General features: G+C 69.1%; 11 protein-coding genes. 2 read left to right on the top strand and 9 right to left on the bottom strand.

What is annotated here, in order from left to right:
- Positions 1–71: 71 nt before the first annotated feature.
- The 9 genes from pcaD to ACFYPS_RS28290 form a co-directional block, all read right to left on the bottom strand.
- Positions 72–941, bottom strand: coding sequence for a 3-oxoadipate enol-lactonase (gene pcaD, locus ACFYPS_RS28330; RefSeq protein ID WP_387328306.1), 870 nt, complete (start codon positions 939–941; stop codon positions 72–74).
- 14 nt (positions 942–955) lie between these two features.
- A complete protein-coding gene (locus tag ACFYPS_RS28325; RefSeq protein WP_387328304.1) occupies positions 956–2,134 on the bottom strand; it encodes a thiolase family protein in 1,179 nt (392 codons plus the stop codon).
- Between the two features lie 85 nt (positions 2,135–2,219).
- Positions 2,220–2,939 carry a sulfite exporter TauE/SafE family protein gene (locus ACFYPS_RS28320; protein ID WP_387328301.1) on the bottom strand — a complete coding sequence of 240 codons (720 nt, stop codon included), beginning with the start codon at positions 2,937–2,939 and terminating at the stop codon, positions 2,220–2,222.
- A 6-nt stretch (positions 2,940–2,945) separates the two neighbouring features.
- A complete protein-coding gene (locus tag ACFYPS_RS28315; RefSeq protein ID WP_387328298.1) occupies positions 2,946–4,469 on the bottom strand; it encodes a methylmalonyl-CoA mutase in 1,524 nt (507 codons plus the stop codon).
- A complete protein-coding gene (locus tag ACFYPS_RS28310; RefSeq protein WP_387328295.1) occupies positions 4,469–6,016 on the bottom strand; it encodes a class I adenylate-forming enzyme family protein in 1,548 nt (515 codons plus the stop codon). Before ACFYPS_RS28310 ends, ACFYPS_RS28315 begins: the two co-directional genes overlap by 1 nt.
- Before the next feature lie 22 nt (positions 6,017–6,038).
- Positions 6,039–7,271 carry an FAD-dependent monooxygenase gene (locus ACFYPS_RS28305; RefSeq protein ID WP_387328292.1) on the bottom strand — a complete coding sequence of 411 codons (1,233 nt, stop codon included), beginning with the start codon at positions 7,269–7,271 and terminating at the stop codon, positions 6,039–6,041.
- 83 nt (positions 7,272–7,354) lie between these two features.
- Positions 7,355–8,119 carry an ABC transporter ATP-binding protein gene (locus ACFYPS_RS28300; protein ID WP_387328290.1) on the bottom strand — a complete coding sequence of 255 codons (765 nt, stop codon included), beginning with the start codon at positions 8,117–8,119 and terminating at the stop codon, positions 7,355–7,357.
- The gene (locus ACFYPS_RS28295; RefSeq protein WP_387328287.1) at positions 8,116–8,988 is read right to left on the bottom strand and encodes an ABC transporter permease; all 873 of its coding nucleotides are present in this window, start codon (positions 8,986–8,988) and stop codon (positions 8,116–8,118) included. The genes ACFYPS_RS28300 and ACFYPS_RS28295 overlap by 4 nt, the downstream gene beginning before the upstream one ends.
- A 47-nt stretch (positions 8,989–9,035) precedes the next feature.
- Positions 9,036–10,016 carry an ABC transporter substrate-binding protein gene (locus ACFYPS_RS28290; protein ID WP_387328284.1) on the bottom strand — a complete coding sequence of 327 codons (981 nt, stop codon included), beginning with the start codon at positions 10,014–10,016 and terminating at the stop codon, positions 9,036–9,038.
- Here ACFYPS_RS28290 and ACFYPS_RS28285 point away from each other — a divergent pair.
- Both ACFYPS_RS28285 and ACFYPS_RS28280 read left to right on the top strand, forming a co-directional pair.
- Positions 10,015–10,932, top strand: coding sequence for an IclR family transcriptional regulator (locus tag ACFYPS_RS28285; protein ID WP_387328281.1), 918 nt, complete (start codon positions 10,015–10,017; stop codon positions 10,930–10,932). The genes ACFYPS_RS28290 and ACFYPS_RS28285 overlap by 2 nt on opposite strands.
- Positions 10,920–11,960, top strand: coding sequence for an NAD(P)H-quinone oxidoreductase (locus tag ACFYPS_RS28280; protein ID WP_387328279.1), 1,041 nt, complete (start codon positions 10,920–10,922; stop codon positions 11,958–11,960). The genes ACFYPS_RS28285 and ACFYPS_RS28280 overlap by 13 nt, the downstream gene beginning before the upstream one ends.
- The last annotated feature ends 360 nt before the right edge of the window (positions 11,961–12,320 follow it).

Raw genomic sequence — 12,320 nt, 5'->3', positions numbered from 1 at the left:
GCTCACATAATCGGCACGACGGTGTAGGCGCCAGTGTCACGCAGCCAATCGCACGTGGGACGGGCCTCCGGTCACTTCTCCTCCCCGAGCAGGTGCTCGAGTAGGAGACGGGTGATGGTTTCTGGCTGCTCGACGTTGGCGAGGTGCGCGGCCGGCGACAGCAGCTCGAGACGTGCGTCCCTGATGCCCTCGGCGATTGCCTGACCGTGCTCGGGTGAAGTGGACGGATCCTCGTGGCCCGCGATGACGAGCGTTTTGGCGTGGACACGAGGCAACACGTCGGTCAGGTCCATGTCGCGGATGGCGCTGCAGCAGGAGGCGTAGCCTTCCGCCGGCGTAGCTGCCACCATCGCTCGCATGTCCCTGACGGCCTCGGGGTGCGCCTGTACCCAGCCGGGCGTGAACCATCTCGTCACGACACCATCGGCCACCGCTGCGGTTCCCTCTCGGCGGACCAGGTCCGCTCGTTCGTCCCAGAACTGTGGTGGTCCGAGGCGGGCGGACGTGCAGCATAGGACGAGCCGGCGGACCCGTTCGGGAGCGTGCGCCGCGAGCCACATGCCGGTCATACCGCCCAGGGAAAGCCCGCAGAAGTGAGCCGCCGGTACCTCCAGCCGGTCCAGCAACCGCAGTACGTCGGCGCCCAGATCGGCCAGCTCATAAGGTCCGGGCGGTGCGGGTGACGCGCCGTGGCCGCGGTGGTCGTAGCGCACCACGCGGAACCGGTCGCGGAGTGCTGCGGCCTGCGGCTCCCACATTGCGTGGGTGCTGCCGAGGCTTGGGGACAGAACGAGAACGGGGGCGTCTTCGGGGCCTTCCACAACGGCGTGGACATCGACGGCGCTGCGGCCAGCGACGTGGTGCGTGGGGTACGAGACGTGCTGCAAGCCTTCCTCCTGTTCGTGGTCACGCGGCAATGGCGCTGCTTGGTTCGCGTTCACAGGTGTACTCATCCTCACGCCTCGAGTACGACGGCGAGCCCTTGGCCGGCACCGATGCAGAGTGCGGCGAGGCCCCAGCCACCGCCGCGCCGGCGAAGCTCGTGGGCGAGGCTACCGAGAATGCGGGCGCCTGAGGCGCCGAGTGGATGACCGATGGCGATCGCGCCGCCGTTGGGGTTCACGATCTCCGGATCGAGTTCCTTCCATTCGGCGAGGCAGGCCACGGCCTGCGCCGCGAACGCCTCGTTGAGCTCGACTACGGACAGGTCGTCCCAACCGATACCGGCGCGTTTCAATGCGATGCGTGCAGCTTGCACGGGTCCGATGCCGAACATATGGGGGTCGACTGCGGCGGCTGCCCGACCGGCGATACGGGCCAGCGGCGCGCGGCCGATGCCGCGTGCGCCGGTCTCGTCGCCCAGCAGCAGGCCCGCCGCTCCGTCGTTGAGCGGAGAGGAGTTGCCGGCGGTTACGGTGCCGTCTGGACGGAAGACCGGTTTGAGGCCGGCGAGTGCCTCCGCCGTGGCATCACCGCGGACGCCCTCGTCGCTGGTCAACCCGGTTCCCTCGACGGGCACGACCTCGCCGTCGTAGACGCCGTTCCTCCACGCCGCCGCAGCGCGCGTGTGGCTGCGCAGCGCGAAGGCGTCCTGGGCCTCCCGCGAGATGCCGTAGATGTCGGCCATCAATTCCGCACCCTCGCCGAGGGCGACCGTCCACTCCTGCGGCATGCGCGGGTTGACCATGCGCCAGCCGAGGGTCGTCGAGTGCAGCGTTTCGTGCCCCCTCGGGAACGCCCGGGAGGGTTTGGGCAGTACCCACGGCGCGCGGCTCATGGACTCGACTCCCCCGGCCAGCGCAAGCGAGGCGTCACCGGTCTCGATCGCGCGTGTGCCCTGAACGACGGCCTCCAAGCCGGATCCGCACAGCCGGTTGACCGTCACGCCCGGCACCGACGTGGGTAGTCCGGCGAGCAGAACCGCCATCCGGGCGACATTGCGGTTGTCCTCACCGGCTCCGTTGGCGTTTCCGAAGACAACCTCGTCGATCATGGTCGGGTCGAGGGCCGGGGACCGGTCTACCAGCGCTCGTACGACATGGGCGGAGAGGTCGTCGGGCCGCACGTCCGCCAGCGCGCCGCCGTAGCGGCCGACGGGCGTACGCGCGGCGTCGAGGACGAAGACTTCAGCCACTTGAGGCCCTTTCCGTTCAGTGCGTCCGGGACTGCCTCGTGGCGTACCGTCGCGTCTTGTCGTAGGTGGCGGATCTCGGGGTCTTCTATATCGCGGCCCTGGCAAGCAGGGCTGTGGCGGCGCAGGCGGCGACGACGAGCACGGCAGGCCGGATGCGTCCCGCGTCGAGGTGCCGGCGCAGCGGGGCCGCCAGTGCGAATCCGATCGCGACGAAGGGGAGGATGAGCAAGCCGCCAATGACCGAGCGTCGTTCGAGATGGCCGGCCAGTTGCAGCATGCCAAGCGAGCCGACCGCGCCGACGACGAAGAACGCCCCGAGGGTGGCGCGCAGTCGGGCGGCCCCCGCACGCTGGTAGATGAGCGCCATGGGCGGTCCTCCGATGGCGGCTGTGGTGCCGGTGACTGCTGCGACGCCGCCCGCGACGGACAGGGTCAGACGCGTCCGGGGCACGTCCACGGGTAGCAGGCTGATGCCTACGGCCACCAGTACCGTCATGGCGACCACGGCCTCCATGCCGCGTCCGGGGAACGCGGCGACCAGCCAGACGCCGCAGATCGTGCCGGGGATGCGGCCGAGCAGCGCCCAGCCGAGGCCGCGGAAGTCGATGTGCTTCCACTCCGAGGCCAGTGTCAACAGCGGCAATAGGCCGTTGATCACGAGTAGCGACGCGGGCATCAGCGACGGGTCGGCGACGGTGATGACCGGTGCCGCGACGACACCGAGGCCGAAGCCCACGCAGCTCTGGACGAGGGCGCCGACGCATGCGGCGATCCCGACGACGAGGAGGAGCTGGTAGCTGAACATCGGTAGTCAGAAGGATGTGCTCGACATCCACGGTCCGTGGACCTCACGGAGCCGGTCGACGATCTCCCCCACCGTCGCATACGCACGGACCGCGTCGATGCACGCCGGCATGATGTTCTCGCCGGCCTTGGCTGCGGCGGTGAAGTCCTCGAGCGCCGCGGAGACGGCCGCGCCGTCGCGGCGGTCCCGCAACGCGGCGAGCGACCGCGCCTGGGCTTCCTCAAGCGCGGGGTCGACCTTGAAGACCTCGAGCGGCTCGGTGGGCGCAGGATAGCGGTTGACGCCCACAATGACCCGCTCGCCACTTTCGACCTCACGGGCGTGGGCGTAGGCCGCGTCAGAGAGCTCCCGGGCGAACCAGCCCGATTCGATGCACGCCAGCGCGCCACCGCGCCGCTCGATACGGTCCAGCTCGTCGGAAATGCGCCGCTCCAGGTCGTCGGTGAGCGACTCGACGGCAAAGGAGCCCGCCAGCGGGTCGAGAGTGTCCACGACGCCGCTCTCGGACGCCACCACCTGCTGGGTACGCAGGGCCAGCGTCGCGGCGGCCTCGGTCGGGACCCCGAGCGCCTCGTCGTAGGCGGACACGTGCAGGGTCTGCACTCCGGCCAGCGCAGCGGCGAGGGTCTCGACCGTCGTACGTGCCACGTTGTTGAGCGGCTGCTGCGCGGTGAGCGTCGAGCCGGCCGTGAACGCGAAGATGCGCAACTGCTGCGAGCGGGGGTCCCTGGCGCCGTAGGTGTCGCGCATGAGCCGGGCCCAGACCCGGCGCGCCGCGCGGAGCTTCGCAACCTCCGGCAGGAAGTCCATCGTGACGGCGAGGAACGTGAAGAGCGTCGGGGCCACCTCGTCGACCGACACCCCGCGCCGGACCGCCTCGTCGAGATAGGCCCGGGCGTTGGCGAACGTGAACGCGATCTCCTGGACGGCGTCGGCGCCGGATTCCCGGATGTGGTAGCCGGACATTGCCAGCGGCACCCAGCGCGGGACCTTGCGGGCGACGTACTCGATGGTGTCCACGGCCAGGCGCAGCGACGGTTCGGGCGGGAAGATCTGAGTCCCGCGGGCGATGAACTCCTTGAGCACGTCGTTCTGGATGAACATGCCGAACTCGCCCGGGTCTACCCCGCGCTGCTCGGCCAGCACGATGAACATCGCCGCCCACACGTAGCCCACCGAGTTGGCGGTTGTGCGTACCTGGGATATGGACTCGAGCGGGATGCCGTCCATAAGGGTCTCGATGTCGGCGAGCGAGTCGATGGCGACGCCGACCCGGCCGACCTCCCCGAGTGCCCGGGGGTCGTCGGAGTCCAGACCCATCTGGGTCGGCAGGTCCAACGCCACGGAGAACCCGGTCACTCCGGCGTCCAGCAGCGTCTTGAACCGGCGGTTGGAGTCGGCCGCGGTGCCGAAGCCCGCGTACTGGCCCATGATCCAGGGCTTGGGTTCGGGCGAGACACCACGTGTGTACGGGTACTCGCCGGGTCGCTCGGCCCCGACCGGTGCGTAGTCCGCCTGCAGCCGACGCATCAGCGTTCCGCCGTCTCGGCGGCGATCCGCTCGCGGAGTACCTTCTTGGCGATCTTTCCGGTGGAGCTGAGCGGAAACCCGTCCATCCGGCGCACCTCCTTGGGTTTCTTGTAGGAGGACAGCCGGCGGCGGCAGTGCTCGAGCACCTGTTCATCGGTGACGGTGGCGGCGCTGTGCACCGTGTAGAGCGCGGTCACTCGCTGGCCCCAGTCCGGGTCGTCGACGCCGAGCACCGCGACCTCGGCGACGCCCGGCACCTCGGCGATGACGTCCTCCACCTCGCGGGGGTAGATGTTGTAACCGCCGGAAATGATCATGTCGCCCTTGCGGTCGACGAGGTAGAGCCGACCGGCCGGGTCCAGCCGGCCCAGGTCGCCGGTGTGCAGCCAGCCGTCGCGGACGGCCTTGGACAGGTCGTCGCGGCCCTCGGCGTTCCAGTAGCCGCGCATCACGTGGTCGCCCCGGGTGATGACCTCGCCGACCTCGCCAGCGGGCAGCCGCCGACTATTGGCATCCACGATGGACAGCTCCACGCCCAGCGCGGGCCGGCCGGCCGAGGTGAGTAGTTGCGGGTCGTCGGCGAGGCCCCGCGCGTGGTCGGCCGCGTCGAGGACCGTGACCGGGGGGATCGCCTCGACCAGGCCGTAGTACTGCACGAGGTGTGGGGTGATGCGCTCGTACGCCTGGCGCATTTGCTCCGGCGGCATCGGGGCGCCGGCGTAGCCGAGCATCTTTAGCCCCGACAGCCGCTGGCGATCGATGTCGGGGCGGGCGAGCAGCCGGGCGGCCATCGTCGGGACCAGTGCGGTGTGCGTGGCGCCCCGGCGCTCCACCGCCTCGACGAACGCGTCCGGGTCCCAGGACGGCATGACCAGCTGGGTCGCGCCGGCCACCAGGAACGGCAGGACGAACAGTCCGCTGGTGTGGGTGATCGGCCCGGCGTGGACATAGACGTCGTCGGGGCCGGGGCGTCCGCCGAGCACGTCGTAGCTCATGTTCACAAGGCTGGCGAACCAGTTGCGATGGGTACGCAGAGCGCCCTTCGGGTGGCCGGTGGTGCCGCTCGAATAGTGCAGTCCGCACAACGCGTCGACATCGAGCGGCGCCGGCGCGGCGCTGCTGGCATCCGCCAGCAGCCGCTCGTACGGCGTACCGGGGCCGTCGCCGACGACGACGAGCCGGCCGGTGAAGCCCGAGCACAGCGACTCCGCCTGCTCGGCGAAGCGGGCGTCGTAGATCAGCGCCGTCGCCCCGCAGTCGTCGGCGATCCGCGCCCAGTCTTCGGGGTGCAGCCGGTAGTTGAGTGCGACGCGTACCAGGCCGGCGCTGCGGATGGCCAGGTCGGTCTCGACGTAGCTGTTCTGGTTGGATTGCAGGTCGAGCACCCGGTCGCCCGGCTGCAGCCCCATGGCGCGCAGCCCGTTGGCCAGCCGGGTGACCCGGTCACCGAGCTCGGCGAAGGTCACGCTGCCCGCGGGTCCGTCCACCGCCACCCGGGTGCCGTACCGCTGGGCGGCCCGGGCCACGAGCTGGCCGATGTCCCTCATGGTTTTGTCTTCCTCTCCCGGTTCAGACGAGGGTCGGCGCCTCGGCCGCCGCCGTCCGGTCGATCGGAGCGTCGGCTGCCGAGACCACGTCGTAGCCCCACAGCCAGCCGCGCAGCCACAGGCCGTAAGGGTCGGTCTTGGCGCGCTCGCGCATCTGCTCGTTGCGCCTGGCGATGGCGGCGGGGTCACTGAGGTGGTACGTGGTCGCCATCTCCCGCGAGACCCGGGCGACCTCTGCTACCCGGCCCCACCGGCGCTGCTGGAACTCGCGCAGGGACTCGGCGACGGTGTCGACCGAGCCGCGGGCGAGACACCGCGACAGCACGTACGCGTCCTCGAGCGCTTGGGTGGCGCCGTTGGCCAGGAACGGCCAGATCGGGTGCGCCGCGTCACCCAGCAGCCCGATCCGCCCCACCGTCCACTGCTCGAGCAGCGGCCGGGTGAAGATGCCGGTGATGAAGGGCGTGTCGATGGCGTTGACGATGGTGGCCAGCGGCTCGATCGCGCCGGCGTACGAGCGCCGCAGGTCCTCGATGTCGCCGCGGGACTCCCACGCCTCGGACCGGACCTCGCCGGAGGGCACGGTACCGACGAAGTTCATGTGGGTGCCGCCGTTGACCCAGAAGACGACGCCGCTGCGGTCGGGCCCCCACCACGCCGTGCAGCTCGGCGGAACGTCCACGCCCTCAAGGCGCTCCCGCGGGATGAGCGCCCGCCAGCACACGTAACCGGACGCGTCGGGCTGCCCGGCGTCGAACAGCTCGGCCCGCAGGGTCGATCGGATGCCGTCGGCCCCGATGACGACGTCCGCCTCGACGACGTCACCCGCCGTGGTGGTGAGCCGCACGACGCGGTCGTCCTGCTCCACCCCGGTAACGGCGGTGCCCAGCCGCAGCCGGGTCCGCGAGACGGCCCTGTGCAGGATGTCGAGGAGGTGGTGGCGGTGGATGTGGAAGAACGGCGCGCCGTAGGTCTTCTCACCCCACTCGCCGGCGCGCGTCTCCAGGATCAGCTCGCCGTCCTCGATGTCGTAGTAGTAGTTGCCCCGGCTGACGACGCCCCGCGCCCGCAGCTCGTCCTCCAAGCCGAGGTGCCGCAGCAGGCGGGCGCCGTTGTTGGAGACCTGGATGCCGGCGCCGATCTCCTTGAACTCGGGCGCCTGCTCCAGCAGGACGATGTCGTCGAAGCCCTGCCGCTCCAGGCACACGGCAGTGGCAAGGCCCCCGATTCCGCCGCCTACGATCGCAATCCGCATCTTGTACGCCCTCTCGCTCGCACCGAGTGCCCTCGGCTGTGGGTTGTCCGCCTAACCTTTGTTGGTCACGTGCCGGTCTCGGCTCAGCCCGACGGGACGGGTGTCTCCTCGGCCAGCCGGGCCCGGATCTCGGTGCTGACCGCCTCCAGCTCCGCCTGGCCGGCCGCGCGTACCGGCGCCGCGTCGTACTCGCACAGCACCCGGGCCGGCCGGCCGAGCACGATGACCCGGTTGGCCACGGCGAACGCCTCTTCGATGCTGTGCGTGACGATGACCGCCGAGGTTCCCGTCGCCTCGCACAGCTCGACGAAATCGGCCCGCAGGCTGCGGGCCGTGACCTCGTCGAGCGCCGAGAAGCTCTCGTCGAGGAAGATCAGCTCCGGCTTCACGGCGAACGCGCGCGCCAGCGACACGCGCTGGCGCATGCCGCCGCTCAACTGGCTCGGGTACTTGTGCAGGGCGTCCTGCAGGTGCACCCGGCCGAGCCACTCCTCGGCAATCCGCCTGCGTTCGGCCTTCGGCCGGCGCAGGATTTCCAGGCCGACGGCCACGTTGCCGAGCGCGGTCCGCCACGGCAGCAGCCGCGGTGTCTGGAAGGCCATGGCAACCCGGCCCTGGAGCTGGGCGTGCTGCGCGTACGGGTCCAGCCCGAGGATGCGCACGCTGCCCGAGGTCGGCCGCATCGAACCGACCAGCAGCGACAGGATCGTCGACTTGCCCGCGCCGGTCCGTCCCATTAGCGCGACCCGCTCGCCGGGCCGCAGTCGCAGGCTGAACCGGTCGACCGCGCACACCGAGTCGAAGCTCACCGAAGCGTGGTCGATGTTGACCAACGTTTCCTCAGTCATCGGACGACCGCCTCCCTGCGCCACTTGAGCAGATGCCGTTCGGCCAGATCTACGACCGCCGTGAGGAGGAAGTTGAATACGACCAACACCACGGTCCAGGCGAAGATCAGGTCGATCCGGAAGTTTGCCTGTGCGAGTCCCATCGAGTACCCGACGCCGGCTGTCGCGCCGATCAGCTCGGCGAACACGAGGATCCGCAGGCAGAACGCGCCGGCGCTGCGGAGGGTCATCAGCATGTAGGTCAGCGACTGCGGAACGAACAGCACCCGCAGGATCTGCAGGCGGGACGGCCGGAACTGGCCGATACCCTCCATCAGCTCGTGGTCGATGTTGCGGATGCCCTCGAAGACGGCGACCACGAAGAACGGGACGCCGATGACGAAGACGATGAAGAAGATCCGCGCCTCGACGCTGTGCAGCCAGATTACCGAGACCAGGATCCACGACAGTGCCGGGACAGCCTGCATGATGCCGAACACTGGTCGCAGCAGTTCGCCTACGGTGTTGCGGAACGCGCCCATCAGCAGGCCGATGGCCCAGCCGGCGACCATCGCGCCGAGCAGGGCGCCGGTGAACCGCAGGACGGTGGCGGTGATGTCGCCGCGCTCGTCGCGCAGGATCTCCATCAGCGCCTGCCCGATCGCGGGGAGGTCCGGGAACACGTACTCGGGCATGAACAGGCTGGTTATCTGGATCCCGGCGAGCACGACCAGCAGCACGAGCGCGGTCCACAGCTGGGATTGCCGCGAGGACAGGCGCCGCCGCCAGCCGCCGGTCGCGGCGGCTGGGGGCACCGCCGGCTCAGGGATCGCGGCGCTGGGGTCGTGGTCTAGTGGGGTCGGACGGGTGGTGACTCCGGTGTCGGGCAAGGTCTGCCCCTCTCACTGGCTGGCTGATGGAGTGGTGGTCGGGAACGTCAGTTCGACACGCCGTAGAACCGTGCCGGCGGTTCCTTCTCATCGGTTCCGGTCCGGTGGATCAGCGCGAGCTGCTCCTTGAGCTGCGTGACGATCTCGCCTTCGACCGGCTTGATTACGAAGGCGTGCACCGACTGCTGCATCACGTTGGCCGCCGTGCCCGGCTTGAACCCCTGCTTGGCGGCGTACTTGTCGGCCTCGTCCGGGTGCTCGTTCAGCCACTGGGCCGCCTCCTGCAGCCGCGTGACGGCGCGCTGCTCGGCGTCCTTGCTGACGCTGTCGCGGACCGCGAGGACGAGCTGCCAGCCGGTGCCGAAGGTCTCACCGGGCTTGGCGCCGGACGAGCTGAATGCCACCTTCATCCCGGGGTTGGCCCGCACGGCCGACGTGACGGCCGGCTCCCAGCCGACCGCGAAGTCCGCGGTGCCGGCGGCCACCTGGGTCACGCCGCTCTCGGCGTTGGGCACGTTGACGAGTTCGAAGTCCTTGCCCTCCTTGACCCCGAACTTGTCGGCGAGCAGGGCCTTGGTGATGCGCCACCCACCGCTGGTGGTGATGGCGGCGATGCGCTTGCCCTTGATGTCCGCGGCCGACGTGATCTCCGACTTGCCGACCAGGGCGGTGGAGTTCGGCGAGACCGTCGCGGCGATGTGGATCGGCGCACCCTTCGCGGCCTGGCTGGCAAACACGTCCGGGCCACCGATGGTCATGTCGGCCTTGCCCGAGAGCACGTCGGTGTACAGCTGCTGGAGGTCGGAGTAGTTAGTGACCTTCAACTGCTTGTCGCCAGCGGCCGTCTCGGCGACGCGGTCGGTCAGGACGACGCTGAAGCCGCGCGTCCACGAGCCGATCACGTATTGCTTGTCGCCCTGGTCATCACCGCCCGAGGCGGATCCGCATCCGCTCATCGCGAGCGCAAGCCCGGCGACGAGCAGCGCATAGGCATGTCTTGTTGTCCATCGACTCCGGCCACGCCGCATGGTCTGCCTCCCGCGAGGTTCCACAATGTGGAGGTTGCTTCTACAAGGTGGAGCCACTGTAAGATGCACCACAGCGGCAGTCAATAGAGGTCCGATCACGGAGCCACGTGGGGGTACAGGGGTGAACGCCGAGGGCGCACGTCCAGGGGCACAGGCCGTCTACCGGGCGCTTGCCGTACTGGACGCATTCAGCTCGTCACGACCCGCAATGACGATTGCGGAGATCGCGGAAGCGACCTCACTGACCGTGCCGACCGCGCACAGGATCGCCCTCGCATTGGCCGACCAGGGGTTCCTCAATCGCGACGAGGTGTCCCGCCGGTTCAGCGTCGGCCCCGCGGTGTTGCGGCTGGCGCAGCTGACCGACATCGGCCACTCGGCGTTCGCTCATGTCGGCCCGCTTCTCGAGACCCTGAGGGCGGAAACCGAGGAGACCGTGGGCCTACACGTACGAGTAGGGAGCCGGCGCGTCTGCCTCCGGGAACTCGAGAGCCCGCACCGCGTCCGGGTGGTATCAGGAATTGGGCACACCTATCCGCTGACAGCGGCGGCGGCGAGCAAGGCGATCCTCGCCTGGCTGCGACCCGACCAGATCGGATCAGTGCTCGGTGAGGCTCCGCCCGGGCTCGATCAGGTGAAGCTCCGCGCCGACCTCCGGCAGGCACGCCACGACGGATACGCGATCAGTTTCGGCGAAACCATTCCCGGCGCACATGCCGTCGCCGCACCCGTTCTCGACTCGTCCGGCGAGGCGACCGCCAGCGTCAACGTCACCGGGCCAGCCCACCGGCTGCCGGAGAGCCGACTGCGAGAGATCGGTGGGGAGCTGTCGCAGAAGCTGCACCTCATCCACCAGTCGCGCCACGTCCCCCCACAGATGAACAACCTGGAGGACTTCGCACCATGCACGCGATAACAGTCACCAGCGATGGCGCCCTCGAATGGGCAGAGGTTGACACGCCCAAGCCCGGGACGAACGATGTCCTCATCCGTGTCGCGGCCTCCGCGCTTAACAGGGCGGACGTCCTGCAACGCAGGGGTCTGTACCCCCCGCCCGCCGGCGCATCGCAAGTTCTCGGCCTCGAGTGCGCGGGCGAGATCGTAGAGGTCGGCGAATCGGTCTCGGCACATCGAATCGGCGAACAGGTGTGCGCCCTGCTCGACGGTGGCGGGTACGCCGAGTACGTGTCCGTGGACGAAACGTTGACTCTTCCGGTGCCGGAGGGCATGTCTGTAGCGGTCGCCGCCGCACTGCCAGAGGTCGCGGCCACGGTCTGGTCCAACCTGGTGATGGTCGGCCAAGCCCAGCCGGGCACCACCATCCTCGTACACGGCGGCGCGAGCGGCATTGGGACCACCGCCATTCAGGCGGCTGCCGCACTCGGGTGTCGCGTCTTCGCCACCGCCGGGACTGGCGCCAAGACGAAGGCCTGTATCGAACTGGGCGCCGAGGATGCCTGGGACTACCGACAGGAAGATCTGCCCTCCCTGGTCCTCCAGTCGACCGGAGGTCGGGGAGTGGATCTCGTCCTCGACAACGTAGGCCCGAACAACCTGGACCGGAACATCGGCCTTCTCGCCCGGGAAGGGCGGATCGTCATCATCGGATCCCAGGGTGGCAGGCAGGGCAGCTTCAACGTCGGGCCGTTCATGGCCAAGCAGGCAACCGTCCATGCCACGTCCCTGCGCCAGCGCGGACGACCAGAGAAGGGCGAGATAGTACGGGCCGCACAAAAAGCCTTCTGGCCATTGATCGAATCCGGGCAACTCCTGCCCGTCGTCGATTCACAGTTCCCCATGTCAGACGCTCTCCAAGCGCACAAACATCTGGAAAGCGGAGTGCACATCGGGAAGGTCCTGTTGACGCAAAAGCCGAACAGGGGAGCCGACGGCCTCGACGGCTCTCACCCACTCTCGCCGGCACGACACACCGCAATCGGATGAGCTAGCGACCGTTAGATCGGACGTCGTGGATCTCGGTCAGACTGCCTTGCAGCCCCAAAAAATGCATCAACCCAGCTGACCGCCAGCATCGGCGATCATTCACACCTGGATACGCCCACGCTCGCGCGCCTTGGGTCAACACGATCCGGTGGCCGTCCGGGTCATCACAGATCAACTCGTTGACCTTCCACGGCGCGGCCGTCGCGCTCACTGTTCCTGCGCGGCTGCTCTCACCCGAATGGCGATCGCGACAAGGTCGTCCTCGTGCGCTGCGAACCACAGCGCCAGTGCAGCACCCGCCCGGGCGGCGTCCGGGGCTGGTTACCACCAGGATGTTCGATCCCAGCTGGCCTGCGAATG

The sequence above is a fragment of the Micromonospora sp. NPDC005087 genome, from assembly GCF_042872965.1.
Classification (GTDB): Bacteria; Actinomycetota; Actinomycetes; order Mycobacteriales; family Micromonosporaceae; genus Micromonospora.
The sequence above is the reverse complement of the archived record's forward strand: the minus strand, read 5'-3'. Positions and strand labels throughout refer to the sequence as shown.

Coding starts and splice junctions, on each gene's coding strand:
- ACFYPS_RS28320 (WP_387328301.1), bottom strand. CDS start 2,939: ATGTTCAGCTACCAGCTCCTCCTCGTCGTCGGGATCGCCGCATGCGTC.
- ACFYPS_RS28315 (WP_387328298.1), bottom strand. CDS start 4,469: ATGCGTCGGCTGCAGGCGGACTACGCACCGGTCGGGGCCGAGCGACCC.
- ACFYPS_RS28310 (WP_387328295.1), bottom strand. CDS start 6,016: ATGAGGGACATCGGCCAGCTCGTGGCCCGGGCCGCCCAGCGGTACGGC.
- ACFYPS_RS28305 (WP_387328292.1), bottom strand. CDS start 7,271: ATGCGGATTGCGATCGTAGGCGGCGGAATCGGGGGCCTTGCCACTGCC.
- ACFYPS_RS28300 (WP_387328290.1), bottom strand. CDS start 8,119: ATGACTGAGGAAACGTTGGTCAACATCGACCACGCTTCGGTGAGCTTC.
- ACFYPS_RS28285 (WP_387328281.1), top strand. CDS start 10,015: ATGGTCTGCCTCCCGCGAGGTTCCACAATGTGGAGGTTGCTTCTACAA.
- ACFYPS_RS28290 (WP_387328284.1), bottom strand. CDS start 10,016: ATGCGGCGTGGCCGGAGTCGATGGACAACAAGACATGCCTATGCGCTG.
- ACFYPS_RS28280 (WP_387328279.1), top strand. CDS start 10,920: ATGCACGCGATAACAGTCACCAGCGATGGCGCCCTCGAATGGGCAGAG.